Source organism: Aeromonas sp. TECH754, from assembly GCF_056279295.1.
Genome location: NZ_JBWBRA010000001.1, coordinates 1426622 through 1446764 on the forward strand (window position 1 = coordinate 1426622; position 20143 = coordinate 1446764).

Consider the following 20143-nt stretch of genomic DNA (forward strand, 5'->3'; position numbering starts at 1 on the left):
CGGGATCATATCATTGAAAAGCACTCTTCGTGGGTACTTGAACAATGGGCTGAAACGATTCAGTCTGAGTGTAAGTGAAACGATTCAGCTTGTCAGCAGACAATCGATGACCGGACATGAAAACGGGTTCTGGATCACCAGAAGAATAGATCCCGGTCTATTGTCAGCAGGCAAATCACCCGAAATATCCGAAATCTATTTATTGAGCTGGCACGTCCCAAGGGAAGCCGGCACCTGATGGAGAAGCTCTATGTTGAAGTTGGCGCGACAGCAGATCCTGCTGGGACAATCGGTAGGGACCAAGGCGGATGCCATCGCCCTGTTGGCGGGCAAATTGACCGAGGCCGGTCTGGTGGAAGCCGGCTATGTGGACGGCATGCTGGCGCGGGAAGCGCAGCACGCCACCTACCTTGGCAGCGGCATCGCCATTCCCCACGGCACCACGGACACCCGTCATCTGGTGAAAAGTACCGGCGTCATGGTGGCCCAGTTCCCGCAGGGCATCGAGTGGGATCAGGGGCAGATAGCCTACGTGGCCATCGGCATCGCCGCCAAGTCCGACGAGCATCTGGGCATCTTGCGCCAGCTCACCCATGTGCTGGGTGATGAGCAGGCGGCGCAGACGCTCAGGACAGCCACCGACGCCGACACCATCATCAACATCCTGACCGGCGCCACCGAGGCGAAAGAGGTGCAATACCTGACCTTGGCGGACTTCCCGGCAGACGATCGCGACCAGCTGCTGCTGGGGGCTGCCGCCCGCGCCAAGTCCGCCGGTTGGGGGGATGCCACCATGGTGAGCGCCCTGCTGGCGAGCGATCCCGCCTATCTGGGGGAGGGGATATGGCTGGCGCGCGCGCAAGCGGCCCAGACCGGTTGGGTACTGGCCACCCCGAGCACGGCGCTGAGTGCCGGGGAGTTGCCGATAGAAGCCCTGCTGCTGCTGTGCGCCGCAGATAGCAGCCACCTGCCGCAGCTGGAGAATCTGGCGAGGCTTGCCGCCGCCGGTCAGCTGGCGTCGCTGACGGGCAGCGAGGGGCTGGCGATGTTGCAGGCGGGTCCCGCCACGGGTCTCAGCGATACCTTCACCATCATCAATCCCCATGGTCTGCACGCCCGTCCGGGCGCCATGCTGGTCAAGGTCGCCAAGGAGTTCGCCTCTGACATCCGGGTCGCCAACCTCGATGGCAGCGGTGAGGCCGTCTCCGCCAAGAGCCTGATGAAGGTCATCGGCCTTGGCGTCAAATGTGGTCACCGCCTGGCGTTTCGCGCCGAGGGGCCGGATGCCGAGGCCGCCCTGCAGGGCATAGGTGCCGCCATTGCCGCCGGTCTGGGCGAGGGGGCGCATTGATGGACATCGTCACCATCACCCTCAATCCCGCGCTGGATCTCACCACCCGTCTCGAGGCCATGCGCCTCGGCGAGGTGAACCTGGTGACGGAAGCCAATCTGCGCGCCGCGGGCAAGGGCATCAACGTTGCAATGGTGTTGAAAGACCTGGGTCATGAGGTCGGGCTGAGCGGCTGGCTCGGCGTCGAGAATGCGGCCAGCTTCGAGACGCTGTTTGCCGAGCGCGGGCTCGTGGATCGCTTCGTGCGGGTCGCGGGCAGCACCCGCATCAACGTCAAGATCGCCGAGCAGTCGGGCCGGGTCACGGATCTCAATCTGCCGGGGCTCCGCATTCAGGCCGGGAACGTGGATCGGCTGGAGGCGGCGATCGAGGTGTTGGCATCGCAGGCCGACTGGTTCGTGCTGGCGGGCAGCCTGCCCAAGGGGGTGGAGCCTGCCTACTGCGCCCGCCTCATCACCCTGCTCAAGGCCAAAGGCAAGAAGGTGATCTTCGATTGCAGCGGCGAGGCGCTCAAGGCGGGTCTCACCGCCGCCCCGACCCTGGTCAAACCCAATCTCGAGGAGCTCAGCCAGTGGGCCGGGCACCCCATCAAAACGCTAAAAGAGCAAGCCGACTGCGCCCGCGCGCTGCAAGCCGAGGGTATCGAACACGTGGTGGTCTCCAACGGCAGCGAGGGCCTCGTCTGGTTTGGTCCGGAGGCGACCTGGCAGGCCATTCCACCGCGCATGCAAGTGGTCAGCACCGTCGGTGCCGGCGACTCTCTGGTGGCGGGGCTGGCCCACGGGCTCAGTCTTGGCTGGGTGCCTGAGCAGACCCTGCGCCTCGCCACCGCCGTCTCGGCACTGGCGGTGAGCCAGGTCGCTGTCGGTTTTAGTGATGTGAATGTCTTGACCCCTCTGCTCGAACAGGTGCAGCTGCAATCTCTGGACTCTCTTGCCCCCGCTCGACGCGATACCAATCCCCCTTCAATGGAACACTCAGGAGATGCCCAATGAAAGCAATTCTGGTTACGGCCTGCCCGGCGGGCATTGCCACCAGCTTTCTCGTTGCTAAACGGATAGAACAACAGGCCAAGCAGGCGGGTTGGGAGCTGACGCTTGACGTCGACTCCAGCGTGCAACCGCGCCAGGCTCCCTCGAAGGAGGCAATCGCCGCCGCCGATCTGGTGCTGGTAGTGGCAAGTGCACCGGTGGATCTCGCCGCCTACGACGGCAAGCGCGTTTATCAAGGGAGCATGGATCTCGCCTTGCAGGATCCCGCCGCCGTGCTGAGCGCCGCCGAGGCTGAGGCCAAGGTCTATCGCCATCAGGCCGCAGCGGCCGTCGCCGCCAAGTCGGCTTCTGCCAAGCGCATCGTCGCTGTCACCGCCTGTCCGACCGGGGTGGCTCACACCTTCATGTCGGCGGAAGCGCTGGAGACCATGGCCAAGCAGCTGGGTCATCCTATCCGCGTCGAGACTCAAGGCTCGGTCGGTGCCCAGAATGCCCTGACAGCGGATGAGATAGCCGCCGCCGATCTGGTGTTCCTCGCCACCGACATCGAGGTGGACATGGCCCGCTTCGACGGTAAACCCGTCTATCACACCAGCACCGGGGCGGCCCTCAAGAAGACGCGCGCCGAGTTGGACAAGGCCTGGACCGAGGCCAAGGTGTATCGCCACAGCGGCGCCGCCGCGGCCAAGAAAGAGGAGAAGGCGGGCCCCTACAAGCACCTGCTGACCGGTGTCTCCTTCATGCTGCCCATGGTGGTGGCCGGTGGCCTCATCATCGCGCTCTCCTTCATCTTCGGCATCGAGGCGTTCAAGGAAGAGGGGACCCTCGCGGCCGCGCTGATGAAGATCGGCGGTGGTTCGGCCTTCGCCCTGATGATCCCGGTACTGGCGGGCTACATCGCCTACTCCATCGCCGATCGCCCTGGCCTGGCTCCCGGCATGATCGGCGGTATGCTGGCCAGTTCCCTCGGCGCCGGCTTCCTCGGTGGCATCGTCGCCGGCTTCCTGGCCGGTTACAGCGCCAAGTACCTCAGTGACAAGGTGCGCCTGCCGGTGACCCTGGAAGCGCTCAAACCCATCCTCATCATTCCGCTGGTGGCCAGCCTGTTCACCGGTCTGGTCATGATCTACGTGGTGGGTGGTCCGGTCGCCGGCATCATGAATGCCATGACCGAGTTCCTCAACAACATGGGCTCCGCCAACGCCGTGCTGCTGGGTGTCATCATCGGTGCCATGATGTGCTTCGACATGGGTGGCCCGGTCAACAAGGCGGCCTACGCCTTCGGGGTCGGCCTGCTCGCCTCCAAGACCTATGCCCCCATGGCTGCCGTGATGGCCGCCGGCATGGTGCCGGCGCTGGGGATGGGGATAGCCACCTTCCTGGCCAGCAAGAAGTTCATCAAGGCGGAGCAGGAAGCGGGCAAGGCCTCCTTCGTGCTGGGTCTGTGCTTCATCTCCGAAGGCGCCATCCCGTTTGCCGCCAAGGATCCGATGCGCGTCATCCCGGCCTGCATGGTGGGCGGCGCCCTGACCGGTGCACTCTCCATGCTGTTTGGTTGCGAATTGGTGGCACCCCACGGCGGTCTGTTCGTGCTGTTTATCCCGAACGCCATCAGCCATGTGTTCATGTACATCCTGGCCATCGCGGCAGGCTCGCTGGTGACCGGTGTCGCCTACGCCATGCTCAAGCGTGGCGAGGAGCAAGCCAAGCTCGCGACGGCGTGAATGTCAGCGGTTAAAGAATGTGAAAGGCGGCCTGCAGGCCGCCTTTTTGTTGGTTTCGTAGCATGACATTATGCCGGTTTGCCTTGTGGTTAATGGATTAACCTTTTAGCGTGTACTTGTCAGGCGTTATGCGCCACCCGACCGATACTCGCAGAGGAATGAATGATGAAAATGATGATCCCACCCGCGGTGAATTTTACAGACGGCGCCTTGTCTGGCGCCACTCTGGTTGAAAAGAGTACCACCCTGGCCGATTTGAATGGCTTGTTTGCCGATCCGGAGGCGCAGGCCAATATTGCCCCTCAGACTGTGCTCTATCGGGTAGCCATGCTGCCCAGTAGCGGGGAGGAAGGAGATCTCAACATGGGTGTGACCCACCTTGAGGCTGGCAGGGTCGGGCAGGAGTTTTTCATGACTCGGGGTCATACTCATGCCCGCGCCGAACAAGCCGAATACTATTTCGGCTTGCGTGGTGAGGGGCTCCTGTTGCTGCAAGACGAGGCGAGGCAATGTCGGCTGGAGAAGGTTTTTCCCGGCAGCGTGCACCACATTCCCGGCCATGTTGCCCATCGTCTCATCAATACCGGGGAGGCGGTCCTCTCCGCGCTGGCGGTCTGGCCGGCCATCGCCGGCCATGATTATTGTCTGATGGCGGAGAAGGGCTTTAGTGTGAGGATCCTGGCGGGGGATGAGGGGGAACCTCGTGTGATGACTACGTCGATGGGGTAGAGCTTGGAATAAGGGGGCCGTTGATCGGCCCCTTAGAGACTACCACAGGAGTGGCGTATCACCAGAGTGGGAGGCAGTATGATGCTCTTGGCGGGTTCATCGTTGCCGGCGATCCGCTCGAGCAGCAACTCCCCTGCCTTGCGTCCAATCTCCCGCGCGGCCACCGACACCGTGGTCATGGCAGGCTCTACCAGCGCCGTTTCCGGCAGATCGTCGAAGCCCACCAGAGCGAACTCCTCGCCTATCACCCGATTCTGCCGGCGCAGGGCCAGCATGGCGCCCAGCGCCACCACATCCTGATAGCAGACGGCGGCCGTGACTTCGGGGTGCTGTGCCAGCAGCGCCCCCATGGCCTGGGTGCCTTCGACCCGGCTGGCGCCACAGCCGATGATCCACTCGGGCTTGGGGGCGATGCCGTGCTCCAGCAGCTTGCTCATATAACCGCCGAGGCGTTGGGAGCGGCTGATGGAGGCGGGAGAGCCGCCGATGAAGGCGATATGGCGATGGCCGAGGCGGATCAGGTGCTCGGTCGCCAGCTGGCAGCCGAGGAAGTTGTCGGTGCCGACGAAATCGATGGCCACATCCGGTACCGGCCGCACCACCAATATGGTGGGCATGCGTCGACGTTGCAGGCTCTCAAAGAAGCTGTGGGGCGTGGGCTGGGCGGCGCAGAGCACCATGCCGGCCGCGCTGTTGCGCTGCAGGGAGTCCATGAACTGCTGCTGGCGCTCGGCCGACTCCTCACTGTTGGCGAGAAACAGCATCAGATCGTGATGCTCCATCTCTCGGCTCAGACCCGCCGTCATCTCGGCGTAGAAGGGGTTGGTGATGTCGTGCAGCAGCAGACCGACCTGATTGCTGCTCTTGTTGCGCAGGTTGGCGGCGGTCTGGTTGTAGACATAGCCCAGCTCGTCGATCGCCCTGAGCACCCGTTGACGGGTATGTTCGGAGATCCGCCCCTTGTTGCGCAGGGTCATGGAAACGGTGGCGGTGGACACCCCAAGATGGCGGGCGATATCGGCAACGGTCACATTGCTCATGATGTCTGTCCTGTCATGGTATTGGCAGTAAAGATATATCGATTAATCTTTCCGTTTGATCTGATAGTAGTAAAAGTGAGCCGTTGATCACATATCCTTCCCATTTAGTTGAACAAGTGCGCGATTATTTGAGGTTAATCGTGTTTACCAGGTTGGGGTTAGTAGGTTAATCGATTTATCTTTCTTGCAGATATCAGCGAGAGAGCAGAGCAATGATTCATTCGAGTTATGTTTCCAACTACGACAAGTACCCGGAGATAGCGGTCGCCGGCTATGAGGATGCCGCCAGCGAAGGGTGGGATGCCATTGCCCATCGGTTACAAGCTAGATTGGCTGAACAGTTGGCCCAACAAGGCGGCAACAAGATCGTGCTGGTGATCGACTGCTACCATGGGGTCGATCAGAGAGCACTTCGTGAGTCTCTGCTGGCCCGGCTGGGACCACTGACCCTGATCGATGTGGAGCAGGCTAGGCTGCCCGAGCCCAGGATCTTTGCCATGCTGGAACGCTTCATCACCGAGGATAGGGTGTTCGGGGTGATGGCTCCCCACAAGATGGTGGAGTTTTTTGAGCCGGCCGAGCTCGCTCGCCTGCAGGCAGGGGTAGAGTCCATCTCGCAGGGGCTGGTGGTGGTGATGGGGGGGGGCGCCTCCCTGGTGGCCGAGGGGGATGTGCGGATCTACGCCGATCTCGCCCGCTGGGAGATCCAGCAGCGGCTGCGTCGCAAGGAGATCGGCAACTGGGGGGCTGCCAACGAGGACGAGGACATTCTGCGCCGTTACAAGCGCGCCTTCTTCATCGAGTGGCGGGTGTTCGATCGCCACAAGCTGGCCCAGCTGCCGTCCATCGACTTCCTGCTCGACACCAACGACCAGACCCATCCGGCCATGGTGACCGGCGACGCCCTGCGCGGCGCCCTGCACCAGGCGGCGCATCAGCCGCTGCGATTGGTTCCCTTTTTCGATCCCGGCGTCTGGGGCGGCCAGTGGATGAAGGAAGTCTGCGAACTGGATCCCGCGCAGGCCAATTACGCCTGGTGCTTCGACTGCGTGCCCGAGGAAAATAGCCTCTACCTGCGCTTTGGCGACGTCCGGGTGGAGATCCCCTCCCAGAACCTGGTGCTCAGCGAGCCGAGGGCCCTGCTCGGCGAGCGGGTACACGCCCGTTTCGGGGCCGAGTTCCCCATCCGGTTCGACTTCCTCGACACCATGGGTGGCCAGCCGCTCAGCCTGCAGGTGCATCCCCTGACCGAGTACATCCAGCAAGAGTTCGGCATGCACTACACCCAGGACGAGAGCTATTACCTGCTGGATGCCGACCCCGAGGCCTGCGTCTACCTGGGCACCAAGGCGGGCATAGATCCGGACGAGATGCTGGGGGATCTCGCCACCGCCGAGCGGGGGGAGAAACGCTTCGATGACGAGCGCTTCGTCAACTGTTTCCCGGCCAGGAAGCACGATCACTTCCTGATCCCGGCCGGTACGGTGCACTGCTCGGGCTCCGGTGCCATGGTGCTGGAGATCAGCGCCACCCCCTACATCTTCACCTTCAAGCTGTGGGACTGGGGCCGGGTCGGGCTGGACGGCGTCCCGCGTCCCATCCACCTCGAGCACGGTCGCCAGGTGATCCAGTGGGAGCGCGACACCGATTGGGTGGAGCAGAACCTGGTCAACCGCATCGAGCCGCTGGGGGAGGGGGACGGCTGGCGCGAGGAGCGCACCGGTCTGCACGAGCGCGAGTTCATCGAGACCCGTCGCCACTGGTTCAGCGTGCCGGTGGAGCACCACACCCGGGGCACCGTTCAGGTACTGAACCTGGTGGAGGGACGCGAGGCCACGGTGGAGAGCCCGGATCACGCCTTCGAGCCCTTCGTGGTGCACTACGCCGAGACCTTCATCATTCCGGCGTCGGTGGGGGCTTATCGCATCCGTCCTAGCGGTGAGAGCGAGGGGCAGACCATCGCCACTATCAAGGCCTATGTGAGGGGGTAACAGAGATGCTGAAGATCCTTATCGCAACCCATGGTCCATTGGCGCCGGCCTTGCTGGCCAGCGCCGGCATGGTCTACGGCGAGTTGCCCGCCGTGGCAACCGTTTCCCTCACCGAGGAAGGGGGTATAAAGGCCTTTCGTGCCGAGTTTGAACAGACCCTGCGCCAGCATGGTGCAGAGGCTGACGGTGTGCTTGTGCTCTGTGACATGGAGTGCGGCACCCCCTACAACGTGGCGTGCCGCTTCGCATTCGATCCGGCTTGGCCGCAGTCGGTCGCCGTGGTGACCGGGGTCAACTTCCCCATGTTGTTGATGAGCGCCGACTGGTTGACGGCGACGGATGTGCATGAGGCCGCCAGGCAACTGGTGGCGCAGGCGCTGGAATCCATGGTCATCGCCATACCTGCGGTGGCGAGCCGACAAGACGACAATTTTTAGGAGAGCGAGATGGCGATTTCATTTGTACGGATTGATGACAGGGTGATCCACGGTCAGTTGGTAACGCGCTGGGCCAAGGAGCTGCCCTGCGACGGCATAGTGGCGATCGATGACGAGGTGGCGGCCGATCCGCTGCTCTCTCAGGTAATGATCGGCGCCGTGCCGGACACCAAGGTGTGGCTGTTCGATGTGGCCACCGCCGTCACCAAGCTGCCCAAGGTGATCGCGAGCGACAAGCGCTACTTCGTGATCGGCAAGTCGCCGATCACCCTGCAACGCCTCTGCGCCGCCGGGATCTCCCTCGACAACCACAACGGCAAGATCAATGTCGGTCCCATGAGTGCCAGAGAGAACACCATCACCATAGGGCCTAACCAGTCGGTCACGGCGCAGGAGATCGCCGCCTTTGATTATCTGGCGAGCCTGGGTCATGCCATCGATTTCCGACTGGTGCCCGACGCCAGTCACTACAGTTGGGCAGATGCCCAGAAAAAGCTGAAATAAGGGGGAGGCATCATGTTTCTGGAAGCAACACTGATCGGGATACTCTGTTATCTCGGTGCCCTCAGCAGTCCCTGGCTGCTGGGACTGACCGGTGGCTGGTACACCATCACCCGCCCGTTGGTCTCGGGTATGCTGGTCGGTGCCATCCTGGGGGATATCCAGACCGGGATCCTCATCGGCGTGGCGGTGCAGGCGGTCTACATCGCCATGGTGACCCCCGGCGGCTCCATGCCGGCGGATCTTAACTTCGTGGCCTTTCCGGCCATCGCCCTTGGCATCATGTCGGGCAAGGAGCCCTCGGTGGCGGTAGCCATCGCCGCCACCATCGGTATCGCCGGCACCATACTGTTCAACTTCATGATGGTGTTCAACTCCTACTGGAACCACAAGGCCGATGTGGCGCTGGAGCAAGGGGATGAGCAGGGGGTCTACCTCAACAGCGCCATCTTCCCCCAAGCCAGCAATTTTGTGTTGCGCTTCGTGCCCACCTTCATCGCCGTCTATTTTGGCAATCAGTACATCGAAGGCTTCATGAACAGCCTGCCAGAGCTGGTGCTCCGCACCATGACGGTGGTGGGTGGCATCCTGCCTGCGGTCGGTATCGCCATCCTGCTCAAGCAGATCATCAAACAGAGCAGCATGCTGATCTACTTCCTGGTGGGCTTTGTCGGCATCGTCTTCCTCAAGCTCAACATGGTGGGACTGGTGATGATCGGCGCCTTGCTGGCACTCATTCACTACAGCTACAAACCGGAACCCAGGCCCGCGGCGGCCGCTCGCGGTGCGGTGCAATCCGATGACGAGGATGAATTCTGATGAACACAGAGCTGCAATCAGGGTCTCCGGCGGCAAGTGCCCCGGTCGCCCTCACTTCACAGGATCTGCGCGCCTGCTGGCGTGCCTGGATGATGTACAACCTCTCCTCCATGAGCTTCGAGCGTCTCGAATCCTTCGGCTTTTGCCTGGGGATGATGCCCGCGCTGAAAAAGCTCTATCCCGGCAAGGTCGAGCGGATGGAGGCGATGAAGCGCCACGCCTCTTTCTACAATACCGAGCCCCAGCTTGGCGCCATCATCAACGGGCTGGCGGTCGGGCTCGAAGAGAAACGAGCCAACGGGGAGAAGATCGACGGCGAGACCATCAACACCCTCAAGGTGGGTTTGATGGGGCCCATCGCCGGGATCGGTGACTCCATGATCCCCGGCATGCTGGTGCCTATCTTGCTCAGTATCGGCATGGCCCTGGCGGCCGGTGGCAGCATGTTGGGTCCCCTGTTTTACATCATCAGCTTCAATGCCATCGTCATCACCGGCTCCTACATGCTGTTCATGAAGGGCTACAAGCTGGGGACCGGCTCGGTGGAGTCACTGGTGAGCTCCGAATCGGTCAAGCTGCGCGAGGCGCTTTCCCTGCTCGGGGTCTTCGTGATGGGCGGGGTGGCGGCCAGTTACGTCAACCTCTCCACTGGGCTCGACTTCGTCACCTCGGACGGGGTCAACATCCAGGTGCAAAGCATGCTGGATGGCATCTTCCCCAAACTGATGCCGCTGCTGGTAGTGCTGGGCACCTGGTATCTGATGGCCAAGCGCAATGTCTCGCCGGTCAAGGCGATGCTCGGCCTGCTGGTGCTGGCCTTCATCGGAGTCGCCATCGGTCTGTTTTGATCGGGCCAGACGTCATCTGAGCCAAAAGGGAGAGCTAGGCTCTCCCTTTTCATGTCAATCGAAGGGGAAGCTATGCATATCGAGGTAACGAGGGCCGCGCAGCGGTGCCAGCGCTGGTTGGTGGCGGAGGCGCTGCCTCACTGGGCCGCGAAGGGATTTGACGTGGAGCGTGGGCTGTTTGCCGAAGGGCTGGACGAGGCGGGAGCGCCCCTGTGGCAACCGACCCGGTTTCGGGTGCAGAGCCGCCAGATCTATGTGTTTAGCCATGCCGCGCTACTGGGCTGGTATGACGGGGGGAAATTGGCCGAGCGGTGTGGGCAAGTAGGCATGAGGCGTTTTGACGATGGGAGAGGGCAGGGGGTGTTCTCCCTGAGCCGAGATGGTGCGATCGCAGACGGATCTGTCTGCTGCTACGAGTATGCTTTTGCCTTGCTGGCAGAATGCTGGCTCTTTCGTCTCACGGGGGAAGCCCGCTGGCAGCAACAGGCAGAGCGGCGTTATCTGGCCATCGAGAAGCTGTTTGCTGATCCGCACCACGGCGGGTTTCATTCCACCTGGCCGCCCAGCGCACCGCGCAGTCAAAATCCTCATATGCATCTGTTTGAGGCGCTGCTGGTGGCCGCCGAGTGTATCGACGATCCCCGCTGGCAACGGCGGGCGGGCTCGCTATACCGGTTGTTTCGTCAGCGCTTCTTGGAGCCGGGCTTACTCCGGGAGTTTTTCGATGAGAAACTGCTGCCGCACCACGCCGATTCCCGCTTGATCGACCCTGGCCATCACTACGAGTGGTGCTGGCTGTTGGCCCACTACCGCTCACTTGGCAAGGGATGGGAGGATGAGCCTACTGGCGCCGAGATCGACGAGGTGTGCGAGATCCTGACCCGTTTTGCCACTCGCCATGGTCATGGTCCTACCGGATTGGTGATGGATGAGGTGACGGATCAGGGGAGTGTATTTCGTGCGACCAGCCGCCTGTGGTGTCAGACCGAGCACCTCAAGGCATTGCTGGCGGTTTACGAGCGGCAAGGGGATGCCGGCATGGCGCGTCAGATCGAGGAAGCGGTTGACCGAATATTTCGTTACTACATTACGCCAGCGATCCCGGGGCAGTGGCTGGATCAGGTAGACGACGAGGGACGTGCCCTGGCTCCCCATGCCCCCGCCAGCACGCTTTATCATCTGTTTGTGGCATTCAGCGAACTGGCGAGGATCGCCGGGATTGAGTAGAGCGGGCCTATGACGAGAGGCTAGAAATCCCAGCCCGATGGTTCCTGTGGCAGCGATTGGGTGAGTGTCTGCGGCTCGCGCGGCTCGCCCTCTCTGGCCTTGCGCCGGGCCGCTTCCACCCTGGCCTTACGGCCGCGACACAGGCGCATCACCTCCTGCTGCTGGATCGGACTCATGGTCTGCCAGTTGAAACGCTCCTCCCGACTGCGCAGGCAGCCCTTGCAGTAACCCTTGTTGTTCACTTCGCATACCCCGATACAGGGGCTCTGCAGCGGGAAGATCTCGAGCTGTTCCATCCACAACCCCTCACATCCTGTCACCCTGTTATAACCCAGTTGCCCGCTTTTGGAAAAAGCCGTGGAGGGATGGGGGCGACCGGCTTGATCAGCATGCTGGCCGCTGTGGGGAGCAGAGGTTCCGGACGGCCCGCCCTGCGGCGGTTCTCGATTCCTGATGGCGGTCATCTAAGCTTCCAGATGCAGTCCCATCATCCTCTGGAGTCATGATCCTATGAAACGGTTTAGCAAAAGCGCCGGCCTCGTCCTGATGCTGCTCGCGGCCAGCGGCGTGCTCGGTGCCACCGAGATCGTCAATCACAACATCACCGAGGCCGAGATCAAGGCGGCGCAGGATGGCTGGGGCAAGGCCCTCATCCAGATCAGCGATGACTATCGAGCGGGGGGGATCGAGAAGGCGAAGGCCACCGCCACTCAGGTGCTCGACAGCGCCTATGGCTACGCCGACGGACCCGTGCTGTTCAAGCCCACCCTGGCGAGCGGGGAGCAGACCTTTCGCCTGACCAAGGCGGGGGCGCTCGCCTACTTCGTCGGCCATGACCCGGCCTATCCGGCCGATACCGGTTTTGCCCTCAAGAACTGGAAGAGCTATCGCTACGACAACGCGGCCGTCTACATCAACGGAAACATGGGGCTAACCATGGGCACTGTGCACCTGGTCGATCGCGACAACAAGGAGGTCGATGTCGACAAGACCTGGGGATTTCGCAAGGGAGACGATGGCAAGGTGCGCATCGTCCTGCACCACTCCTCCCTCCCGTACGCCAACTGACCCCTCATGGCCGGACGTGCACGCGTCCGGCATCTAGTCATCTGCGATACCCTCAACCTGCTTCGCCAGTGACCCGCCGCCCCCATGCGCGCGTCACTGGATGATGAAATCACCCGCAGATCCGCCGGATGATGCAATTTATGGGGCCAAGAGGGCCTTTGTTTTTGTATGATAGCGCCGCCTGCCGAGGCGCTGCGGGAATGGCCGTCCCGCCGGTGTGGGTGAACAAACGGCGCCAACTGGTTGTCTGTTATTGTCTCTGATTAGATTTATCATCATTTTCATGATGTTAGCGTTTTACGGTTAGATGAGGACATATGAAAAAACACGCGTACTGGCTGGCCGCCGCCGTGGTCGGGCTGGCCGGTTGTGCGGGCAACCCTGAACCCGTCAAGGTGCCCCCGAAGAAGACAGGATCCGGATGCTTTCTGAACTGCGAGGTGCCAGTCAATCTGGGCAAGCAGTATCTGGACGGTGCCCTGCCAGACGATCTGGTGCGGGTAGAGCGTGTCAACAGCCGCCAAGGATCAGATTTCAGCAAGTTTGGCCCCCAGAGCCGGCTGGTGCTGGAGCGCTCCGGCAAGATGACTCGCCGCTACGGCGATCTCTATCGCCAGCTCTCCCGTTGGGTGGCGGGGGGCGGTAATCCGGCCCAGATCACCCAGTACGGCATCAGCCTGGCCCAGCTCGGCGGTGCCGATCGCATGGGCAACGTGCTGTTCACCGGTTACTACTCGCCGGTGCTGGAGGTGCGCAACCGGCCGGATGCCAAGTACAAGTACCCTATCTACGCCATGCCCAACTGTGCGGGTCGTTGCCCGAGTCGGGCCCAGATCCACCAGGGGGCGCTGGCCAACCGCGGGCTGGAGCTGGGCTACAGCAAGTCTCTCATCGACAACTTCCTGATGGATGTGCAGGGCTCGGGTTTTGTCCACTACGGCGATGATGACAGGCTGCAATACCTGGGTTACAGCGGCAAGAATGGTCACGGCTATGTGAGCATCGGCCGGGTGCTGATCGACAGAGGCGAGGTGCCCAAGGCGCAGATGTCGATGCAGGCCATCAAGGACTGGGCCAACCGCCAGCCGGAAGAGAACGTCATGGAGCTGGTGGAGCAGAACCCCTCCTATGTGTTCTTCGAGCGCAGGCCCACCAATGACGTGATAGGCGCGGCCGGCATACCGCTGCTGCCCATGGCGGCGGTGGCGGCCGACAAGAGCCTGCTGCCGATGGGCACCCCCATCCTCGCGGAAGTGCCCTTGCTCGACAAGGCCGGTAACTGGACCGGCAAGCACCAGCTGCGGCTGTTGATCGCGCTGGACGTGGGCGGGGCAGTCAAGAAGGGGCACCTGGATCTCTACCACGGCATGGGGGAGAAGGCCGGGATAGCCGCCGGTCACTACAAGCACTTTGGCCGGGTCTGGAAGCTGGGCCTGCATCAGGGGCCGACGGCCGCCCCCTGGATCTGATGCCATGAGCTGGCCGAACCGGGCAGCATGCAGTGAGCAATAAAAAAGCCGCCGGATCGCTCCGGCGGCTTTTTTGTGGGCGGTCATCACGCAAGTGCGATGAGCCTCGTGCTGGGGCTGAACTTAGTCTTTCTTCAGATCCAGGCGGATGGCGCCCACCGGCTGGCAGCAGCAGGGCAGGCATTCGCCTGGGGAGACGAAGGCCAGCGGCACATGAGGGTAGTGCACCTTGCCGACCAGCAGCGGGGTGCGGCAGGCACCGCAATAGCCGCTGCGGCACTGGAACTCCAGCCGATGGCCGTGGCGCTCCAAGGTTTCCAGCAGGCTCTCGCCGGAATGGGCGAGCAGGGCGCCGTCGCGGGTATGGACAATCAAGGCCTGCGGCTCTTGCTCCGATCCCTGCTGCGGGGCAGGGGATGGGATGCTGACGGCGTCACTCATGGCGCAATCTCAGTGTGTCGACAGTGGTGGTGCCGACAACCTGCATCCCGTAGCGCGGGATCACAGCTCGAAGTCACCGAGATCGTCTGCATGCACTTCGCTGTCGATCTGGCCGACCAGATAGGAGCTCACTTCCACTTCCTGAGGGGCGACCTGCACGTTGTCGGAGGACAGCCAGGTGTTGATCCAGGGAATGGGGTTTTGCTTGGCGCCGGCGAAGGCAGGTGCCAGGCCGACCGCGTTCATGCGCAGGTTGGTGATGTACTCCACGTACTGGCAGAGGATGTCCTTGTTCAGGCCGATCATGGAGCCGTCCTGGAACAGGTACTCGGCCCACTCCTTCTCCTGAATGGCAGCCTCCTTGAAGATCTCGAAGCAGGCTTGCTCGCACTCGGCGGCGATCTCGGCCATCTCGGGGTCGTCCAGGCCATTGCGCATCAGGTTCAGCATGTGCTGGGTGCCGGTGAGATGCAGTGCCTCGTCGCGGGCGATCATCTTGATGATCTTGGCGTTGCCTTCCATCAGCTCGCGCTCGGCGAAGGCAAACGAACAGGCGAAGCTCACATAGAAGCGGATCGCCTCCAGCGCATTGACGCTCATCAGGCACAGGTAGAGCTTCTTCTTCAGCCCCCGCAAGGTGATGGTCAGCTCGCGCTCACCCACCCTGTGGGTGCCTTCACCGTGCAGATGGTAGAGGGCGGTCGCCTCGATCAGATCGTCGTAGTAGTGGCTGATGGAGCCGGCACGCTTCAAGATCTGCTCGTTGGTGATGATGTCGTCGAACACCTGGCCCGGGTTGTTGACGATGTTGCGGATGATGTGGGTATAGGAGCGAGAGTGGATGGTCTCGGAGAAGGCCCAGGTCTCAATCCAGGTCTCCAGCTCCGGGATGGAGACCAGCGGCAGCAGCGCGACGTTCGGGCTGCGACCCTGGATGGAATCCAGCAGGGTCTGGTACTTCAGGTTGGAGATGAAGATGTGCTGCTCGTGGGGCGGCAGGGCCTGATAGTCGATGCGGTCGTGGGACACATCTACCTCTTCCGGGCGCCAGAAGAAGGAGAGCTGCTTCTCGATCAACCGCTCGAAGATGTCGTGTTTTTGTTGATCGTAACGGGCCACGTTGACCGACTGGCCGAAGAACATCGGCTCCTTGAGCTGGTCATTTTGGGTCTGGCAGAAAGTTGAGTAGGCCATGGTGATGTCGATATCTTGAATGAGAGGAAACAGGAGGGCGGGAGCTTGTCGCTCCCGCCCGGTTCATCAGATTTTGCAGGCGCCGCCGGCGCAACCGTCGTCTTGCAGATCGGTCTGGGCATCGTCCGCACCATCACGGGTGTTGTGATAGTACAGGGTCTTGAGGCCGTATTTGTAGGCGGTCAGCAGATCCTTGAGCAGCTGCTTCATCGGTACCTTGTTGCCTTCGAAACGGGCGGGATCATAGTTGGTGTTGGCGGAGATCGCCTGATCCACAAACTTCTGCATCACCCCGACCAGTTGCAGGTAACCATCGACGCTCGGCTGCTTCCACAGCAGTTCGTACTGATCCTTCAGGCGGTGATACTCGGGCACCACCTGCTTGAGGATACCGTCCTTGGAGGCCTTGACCGACACCAGACCGCGCGGCGGCTCGATGCCGTTGGTGGCGTTGGAGATCTGGCTGGAGGTCTCGCTCGGCATCAGGGCGGTCAGGGTGGAGTTGCGCAGACCCACGGTTTTGATCTCTTCACGCAAGGATTCCCAGTCCAGGTGCAGCGGCTCGTTGCACAGCACATCGAGATCCTTCTTATAGGTATCGATGGGCAGAATGCCCTGAGCATAGGTGGTCTCGTTGAAGGCCGGGCAGGGGCCAAACTCGCGGGCCAGCTGCACCGAGGCCTTCAGCAGATAGTACTGGATCGCCTCGAAGGTGCGATGGGTCAGCGCCAGACCGGAGCCGTCGGAGTAGCGGGCACCGTTCTTGGCCAGGTAGTAGGCGTAGTTGATGACGCCTATCCCCAGGGTGCGGCGGTTCATGCTGCCCTTCATCGCGGCCTTGAGCGGATAGTCCTGATAGTCGAGCAGGGCATCCAGGGCGCGCACGGCGAGATCCGCCATCTCTTCGAGATCTTCGAGCTTCTCGATGGCGCCGAGGTTGAAGGCCGACAGGGTGCACAGGGCGATTTCGCCTTCCTCATCATCCACGTTGTTGAGCGGCTTGGTCGGCAGCGCGATCTCGAGGCAGAGGTTGGACTGGCGCACCGGCGCCACGCTCGGATCGAACGGGCTGTGGGTGTTGCAGTGATCCACGTTCTGGATGTAGATACGACCGGTACCGGCGCGCTCCTGCATCATCAGGGAGAAGAGATCGACCGCCTTGATGGTTTTCTTGCGAATGGCCGGATCCTGCTCGTACTTGACGTAGAGCTGCTCGAACTTGTCCTGATCCGCGAAGAAGGCGTCGTACAGACCCGGCGCGTCGGAGGGGGAGAACAGGGTGATGTCGCCGCCCTTGATCAGGCGCTGGTACATCAGCTTGTTGATCTGCACCCCGTAGTCCATGTGACGGACCCGGTTCTCTTCCACGCCGCGGTTGTTCTTGAGCACCAGCAGGCTCTCCACCTCGGTGTGCCACAGCGGGTAGAACAGGGTGGCCGCCCCGCCGCGCACGCCGCCCTGGGAGCAGCATTTGACCGCGGTCTGGAAGTATTTGTAGAAGGGGATGCAGCCGGTGTGGAAGGCTTCGCCGCCACGAATGGGGCTGCCAAGACCACGGATGCGACCGGCATTGATGCCGATGCCGGCACGTTGGGAGACGTAACGCACGATGGCGCTGGCAGTGGCGTTGATGGAATCCAGGCTGTCATCGCACTCGATCAGCACGCAGGAACTGAACTGACGGGTCGGGGTGCGCACGCCGCTCATGATCGGGGTGGGCAGGGAGATCTTGAAGGTCGAGACCGCATCGTAGAAGCGCTTGATGTAGTCCAGACGAGTATTTTTCGGATACTTGGAGAACAGGCAGGCCGCCACCAGGATGTAGAGGAACTGCGGGCTCTCGTAAATTTCACCGGTGACCCGGTTCTGCACCAGGTACTTGCCTTCCAGCTGCTTGACCGCCGCGTAGGAGAAGTCCATGTCACGCCAGTGATCCAGGTAGCCGTTGAGCTCCTCGAATTCGGCCTGGGTGTAGTCGGTCAGCAGGTGCTTGTCGTACTTGCCCATGTCCACCAGACGGGCGACGTGCTGGTAGAGGTGGGGCGGCTCGAACTGGCCATAAGCCTTCTTGCGCAGGTGGAAGATGGCCAGGCGGGCGGCCATGTACTGGTAATCCGGGCTCTGTTCGGAAATCAGATCGGCGGCAGCCTTGATGACGGTTTCGTGGATGTCGGCGGTACGGATACCGTCATAGAACTGGATGTGGGACTTGAGCTCCACCTGGGAGACCGACACGTTGTCGAGCTTCTCGGCGGCCCAGTCGAGCACGCGGTGAATTTTATCCAGATCGATGGGTTCTTTGTGGCCGTTACGCTTCGTCACAAACAAGTTCATTGGCTGATGACCTTTAGTTGATTCCCGAAAAACCATCGCGCCACGCTCCCGGCGGGCCAATCTTGGCAACTGCTAGGGGCGTACTGCGCGATGAATCACAAGATATAGTGTTATTTTGATTTCGAACTACAAGATAGTGAGGTCGTCCCCGCATTGCAACGTGTGGATAACCTGATTGCTGTGGATAAATTGTGGGTGTCATGACGGATGTTAGTGGACGCTCACAGTGAGTGGGTTTTCATGCGTCCGCTCCGCTAAATGCAAGTCCGATGATCTAACATGGAAAATTTAAATAACTTTTTTTGCTTGCGAAAACGGGACGTTTTTACTAGCAAATTCAGGCTGGTTATCCCTTGTGCAGCTTGGGTCAAAAGCTGTCCGAACAGGCCGCAAGCGCTGACTCCATGGCAATGAAAAGGGAGCCGGTAGCGGCTCCCTCCTTCCGTGTTCGGCGTCATCCGCCGCATGTCGCATCGGGCAGGTGAACGATGGATGGCGAGATAAGTTGCCCGTCACATCCATCATCATTGCCGGTCTGGTGGGCGGCTCGCTCAGCCGAGCTCGTAGCGCAGCCAGTGATGCAGCGCCTGCACGGTGTCGAACTGCAAGTCCGCGCCCCAGTCGGCGGGATCCTCGTCGTCGTGCAGATAACCCCAGCCCGCCACCGCGGTGCGCATGCCGGCGTTGCGGCCGGCCTCGATGTCGCGCACATGATCGCCGACATAGAGGCAGTGAGCCGCCGCCACGCCGAGCTGCTCGCAGGCAAAATGCATGGGGGCGGGATCAGGTTTGCGCACCGGCAGGGTGTCGGCACTGACCGTCACGCCGCAGTTGGCGAGCGCCGGCAGGGCGGCCAGCAGGGGCTCGGTCAAGAAGCCCGGCTTGTTGGTGACGATGCCCCAGGGCAGGGCGCGTTCGTCCAGCCACTCGATAAGGTTAAGCATGCCCTCATAGGGACGGGTGCCGACACAGAGGTTGGCCGCGTAGTGATCGAGCAGGGCGCTGCGCAGGCGACCGGCCCCCAGCTCCTCCAGCAGTTCGTCACCCAGACCGGCCCTGAGCAACCCCAGTGCCCCGTGGGAGGTGGTCTGGCGGATGATGTCGTCAGAGAGTGGCGCGAAGCCTTCGCTCACCAGCACATGATTGACGGCGGCGCCCAAGTCCGGGGCCGTGTCGAGCAGGGTGCCGTCCAAGTCGAACAGCACGCAGCGCAGGGGCGCCTTGGCGGTGGTGCTCATCAGCCTTGCTCCGGGCGCACGAAGGCCACCATGTAGTTGACGTCGACGTTGGCACCGAGCTTGAAGCGGTTGGCAAGCGGCGCGTAATGCACCCCGCTCATGTCCCGCACCAGCAGGCCCGCGGCTTCCCCCATGCGGCACAGCTCGGCCGGGGTGATGAACTTGTTGTGATCGTGGGTCCCTTTGGGGACCATCTTCAGCAGATGCTCGGCGCCCAGGATCATCATCAGATAGGCCTTGGGGTTGCGGTTGATGGTGGAGACGAACACCTTGCCGCCCGGGCGTACCAGGGTGGCGATGGCACGCAGCACCGAGGCCGGATCCGGCACGTGCTCGAGCATCTCCATGCAGGTCACCACATCATATTGACCCGGCGCCTCGCTGGCATGCTGCTCGGCGGTCATCTGCTGATAGTCGAGCTCGACCCCGGCCTCCAGGGCGTGGAGGCGGGCGACGCCAAGCGGCTCCTTGCCCATGTCGATGCCGGTGACCCTGGCGCCACGGCGCGCCATGCTCTCGGAGAGGATGCCGCCACCGCAGCCGATGTCGAGGATGCGTTTACCAAACAGGCCGCCGCTCTGGTCGGTGATCCAGTCAAGGCGCACCGGATTTATCTGGTGCAGCGGCTTGAACTCACCTTCCATGTCCCACCAGCGGGAGGCAATGGCTTCAAATTTGGCGATTTCTGTCAGATCGACATTGGCATCACTATTCATTTTCGTGGATCCTGTGGCAGGGCG

19 protein-coding genes are annotated in these 20143 nt (G+C 61.8%); 12 read left to right on the forward strand and 7 right to left on the reverse strand.

Going from position 1 to position 20143, the window contains the following annotated elements:
- The first annotated feature begins 250 nt into the window (after positions 1–250).
- From fruB to ACZ9IL_RS06190, 4 genes are all read left to right on the forward strand, one after another.
- The gene (gene fruB / locus ACZ9IL_RS06175) at positions 251–1351 is read left to right on the forward strand and encodes a fused PTS fructose transporter subunit IIA/HPr protein (protein WP_476002716.1); all 1101 of its coding nucleotides are present in this window, start codon (positions 251–253) and stop codon (positions 1349–1351) included.
- A complete protein-coding gene (gene pfkB, locus ACZ9IL_RS06180) occupies positions 1351–2346 on the forward strand; it encodes a 1-phosphofructokinase (protein ID WP_476002717.1) in 996 nt (331 codons plus the stop codon). Before fruB ends, pfkB begins: the two co-directional genes overlap by 1 nt.
- The gene (gene fruA / locus ACZ9IL_RS06185) at positions 2343–4067 is read left to right on the forward strand and encodes a PTS fructose transporter subunit IIBC (RefSeq protein WP_476002718.1); all 1725 of its coding nucleotides are present in this window, start codon (positions 2343–2345) and stop codon (positions 4065–4067) included. The genes pfkB and fruA overlap by 4 nt, the downstream gene beginning before the upstream one ends.
- Before the next feature lie 165 nt (positions 4068–4232).
- Entirely contained in the window at positions 4233–4796 is a 564-nt protein-coding gene (locus ACZ9IL_RS06190; RefSeq protein ID WP_476002719.1) for a glucose-6-phosphate isomerase family protein, read from the forward strand.
- Positions 4797–4828: 32 nt separating this feature from the next.
- Here the strand turns inward: ACZ9IL_RS06190 and ACZ9IL_RS06195 are convergent, their stop codons facing one another.
- The gene (locus ACZ9IL_RS06195) at positions 4829–5836 is read right to left on the reverse strand and encodes a LacI family DNA-binding transcriptional regulator (RefSeq protein ID WP_476002720.1); all 1008 of its coding nucleotides are present in this window, start codon (positions 5834–5836) and stop codon (positions 4829–4831) included.
- 212 nt (positions 5837–6048) lie between these two features.
- On the opposite strand from ACZ9IL_RS06195, the gene ACZ9IL_RS06200 reads away from it, so the two are divergent.
- The 6 genes from ACZ9IL_RS06200 to ACZ9IL_RS06225 all read left to right on the forward strand — a co-directional run bounded on the left by ACZ9IL_RS06200 (position 6049) and on the right by ACZ9IL_RS06225 (position 11659).
- Entirely contained in the window at positions 6049–7827 is a 1779-nt protein-coding gene (locus tag ACZ9IL_RS06200; protein ID WP_476002721.1) for a class I mannose-6-phosphate isomerase, read from the forward strand.
- A gap of 5 nt (positions 7828–7832) precedes the next feature.
- Positions 7833–8264: a PTS sugar transporter subunit IIA gene (locus ACZ9IL_RS06205; RefSeq protein ID WP_476002722.1), complete on the forward strand. Its 432-nt coding sequence runs from the start codon at positions 7833–7835 to the stop codon at positions 8262–8264.
- 9 nt (positions 8265–8273) lie between these two features.
- The gene (locus tag ACZ9IL_RS06210; protein WP_476002723.1) at positions 8274–8768 is read left to right on the forward strand and encodes a PTS sugar transporter subunit IIB; all 495 of its coding nucleotides are present in this window, start codon (positions 8274–8276) and stop codon (positions 8766–8768) included.
- Positions 8769–8780: 12 nt separating this feature from the next.
- Positions 8781–9584, forward strand: coding sequence for a PTS mannose/fructose/sorbose/N-acetylgalactosamine transporter subunit IIC (locus ACZ9IL_RS06215; protein ID WP_476002724.1), 804 nt, complete (start codon positions 8781–8783; stop codon positions 9582–9584).
- Positions 9584–10432, forward strand: coding sequence for a PTS system mannose/fructose/sorbose family transporter subunit IID (locus tag ACZ9IL_RS06220; protein WP_476002725.1), 849 nt, complete (start codon positions 9584–9586; stop codon positions 10430–10432). Before ACZ9IL_RS06215 ends, ACZ9IL_RS06220 begins: the two co-directional genes overlap by 1 nt.
- Positions 10433–10504: 72 nt before the next feature.
- Positions 10505–11659 (forward strand): AGE family epimerase/isomerase, encoded by a 1155-nt coding sequence (locus tag ACZ9IL_RS06225; RefSeq protein WP_476002726.1) that lies wholly within the window; start codon positions 10505–10507, stop codon positions 11657–11659.
- A gap of 20 nt (positions 11660–11679) precedes the next feature.
- Here ACZ9IL_RS06225 and ACZ9IL_RS06230 read toward each other — a convergent pair whose 3' ends face one another.
- The gene (locus tag ACZ9IL_RS06230; RefSeq protein WP_476002727.1) at positions 11680–11955 is read right to left on the reverse strand and encodes a DUF1289 domain-containing protein; all 276 of its coding nucleotides are present in this window, start codon (positions 11953–11955) and stop codon (positions 11680–11682) included.
- A 214-nt stretch (positions 11956–12169) separates the two neighbouring features.
- Between ACZ9IL_RS06230 and ACZ9IL_RS06235 the strand changes: the two genes are divergently transcribed.
- Both ACZ9IL_RS06235 and mltA read left to right on the forward strand, forming a co-directional pair.
- Positions 12170–12727, forward strand: coding sequence for a hypothetical protein (locus ACZ9IL_RS06235; protein WP_476002728.1), 558 nt, complete (start codon positions 12170–12172; stop codon positions 12725–12727).
- Positions 12728–13044: 317 nt separating this feature from the next.
- Positions 13045–14196: a murein transglycosylase A gene (gene mltA, locus ACZ9IL_RS06240; protein WP_476002729.1), complete on the forward strand. Its 1152-nt coding sequence runs from the start codon at positions 13045–13047 to the stop codon at positions 14194–14196.
- Between the two features lie 123 nt (positions 14197–14319).
- On the opposite strand, the gene yfaE is transcribed toward mltA, so the two are convergent.
- From yfaE to ubiG, 5 genes are all read right to left on the reverse strand, one after another.
- Positions 14320–14637, reverse strand: coding sequence for a class I ribonucleotide reductase maintenance protein YfaE (gene yfaE / locus ACZ9IL_RS06245; protein WP_476002730.1), 318 nt, complete (start codon positions 14635–14637; stop codon positions 14320–14322).
- 60 nt (positions 14638–14697) lie between these two features.
- Positions 14698–15831: a class Ia ribonucleoside-diphosphate reductase subunit beta gene (gene nrdB / locus ACZ9IL_RS06250; RefSeq protein WP_476002731.1), complete on the reverse strand. Its 1134-nt coding sequence runs from the start codon at positions 15829–15831 to the stop codon at positions 14698–14700.
- 66 nt (positions 15832–15897) lie between these two features.
- Positions 15898–18165, reverse strand: a complete 2268-nt coding sequence (gene nrdA, locus ACZ9IL_RS06255; protein WP_476002732.1) for a class 1a ribonucleoside-diphosphate reductase subunit alpha — start codon at positions 18163–18165, stop codon at positions 15898–15900.
- Between the two features lie 551 nt (positions 18166–18716).
- The gene (locus ACZ9IL_RS06260; protein WP_476002733.1) at positions 18717–19403 is read right to left on the reverse strand and encodes an HAD family hydrolase; all 687 of its coding nucleotides are present in this window, start codon (positions 19401–19403) and stop codon (positions 18717–18719) included.
- Positions 19403–20119: a bifunctional 2-polyprenyl-6-hydroxyphenol methylase/3-demethylubiquinol 3-O-methyltransferase UbiG gene (gene ubiG / locus ACZ9IL_RS06265; protein ID WP_476002734.1), complete on the reverse strand. Its 717-nt coding sequence runs from the start codon at positions 20117–20119 to the stop codon at positions 19403–19405. The genes ACZ9IL_RS06260 and ubiG overlap by 1 nt, the downstream gene beginning before the upstream one ends.
- Positions 20120–20143 lie beyond the last annotated feature (24 nt).

What these genes read in the sequence shown, in the direction of transcription:
- ACZ9IL_RS06215 (WP_476002724.1), top strand. Translation starts at nt 8,781, where the DNA reads ATGTTTCTGGAAGCAACACTGATCGGGATACTCTGTTATCTCGGTGCC.
- ACZ9IL_RS06205 (WP_476002722.1), top strand. Translation starts at nt 7,833, where the DNA reads ATGCTGAAGATCCTTATCGCAACCCATGGTCCATTGGCGCCGGCCTTG.
- nrdB (WP_476002731.1), bottom strand. Translation starts at nt 15,831, where the DNA reads ATGGCCTACTCAACTTTCTGCCAGACCCAAAATGACCAGCTCAAGGAG.
- yfaE (WP_476002730.1), bottom strand. Translation starts at nt 14,637, where the DNA reads ATGAGTGACGCCGTCAGCATCCCATCCCCTGCCCCGCAGCAGGGATCG.
- ACZ9IL_RS06260 (WP_476002733.1), bottom strand. Translation starts at nt 19,403, where the DNA reads ATGAGCACCACCGCCAAGGCGCCCCTGCGCTGCGTGCTGTTCGACTTG.
- ACZ9IL_RS06225 (WP_476002726.1), top strand. Translation starts at nt 10,505, where the DNA reads ATGCATATCGAGGTAACGAGGGCCGCGCAGCGGTGCCAGCGCTGGTTG.
- nrdA (WP_476002732.1), bottom strand. Translation starts at nt 18,165, where the DNA reads ATGAACTTGTTTGTGACGAAGCGTAACGGCCACAAAGAACCCATCGAT.
- ACZ9IL_RS06235 (WP_476002728.1), top strand. Translation starts at nt 12,170, where the DNA reads ATGAAACGGTTTAGCAAAAGCGCCGGCCTCGTCCTGATGCTGCTCGCG.
- ACZ9IL_RS06230 (WP_476002727.1), bottom strand. Translation starts at nt 11,955, where the DNA reads ATGGAACAGCTCGAGATCTTCCCGCTGCAGAGCCCCTGTATCGGGGTA.
- mltA (WP_476002729.1), top strand. Translation starts at nt 13,045, where the DNA reads ATGAAAAAACACGCGTACTGGCTGGCCGCCGCCGTGGTCGGGCTGGCC.
- ACZ9IL_RS06190 (WP_476002719.1), top strand. Translation starts at nt 4,233, where the DNA reads ATGAAAATGATGATCCCACCCGCGGTGAATTTTACAGACGGCGCCTTG.
- ACZ9IL_RS06195 (WP_476002720.1), bottom strand. Translation starts at nt 5,836, where the DNA reads ATGAGCAATGTGACCGTTGCCGATATCGCCCGCCATCTTGGGGTGTCC.
- ubiG (WP_476002734.1), bottom strand. Translation starts at nt 20,119, where the DNA reads ATGAATAGTGATGCCAATGTCGATCTGACAGAAATCGCCAAATTTGAA.
- ACZ9IL_RS06210 (WP_476002723.1), top strand. Translation starts at nt 8,274, where the DNA reads ATGGCGATTTCATTTGTACGGATTGATGACAGGGTGATCCACGGTCAG.
- fruA (WP_476002718.1), top strand. Translation starts at nt 2,343, where the DNA reads ATGAAAGCAATTCTGGTTACGGCCTGCCCGGCGGGCATTGCCACCAGC.
- fruB (WP_476002716.1), top strand. Translation starts at nt 251, where the DNA reads ATGTTGAAGTTGGCGCGACAGCAGATCCTGCTGGGACAATCGGTAGGG.
- ACZ9IL_RS06220 (WP_476002725.1), top strand. Translation starts at nt 9,584, where the DNA reads ATGAACACAGAGCTGCAATCAGGGTCTCCGGCGGCAAGTGCCCCGGTC.
- pfkB (WP_476002717.1), top strand. Translation starts at nt 1,351, where the DNA reads ATGGACATCGTCACCATCACCCTCAATCCCGCGCTGGATCTCACCACC.
- ACZ9IL_RS06200 (WP_476002721.1), top strand. Translation starts at nt 6,049, where the DNA reads ATGATTCATTCGAGTTATGTTTCCAACTACGACAAGTACCCGGAGATA.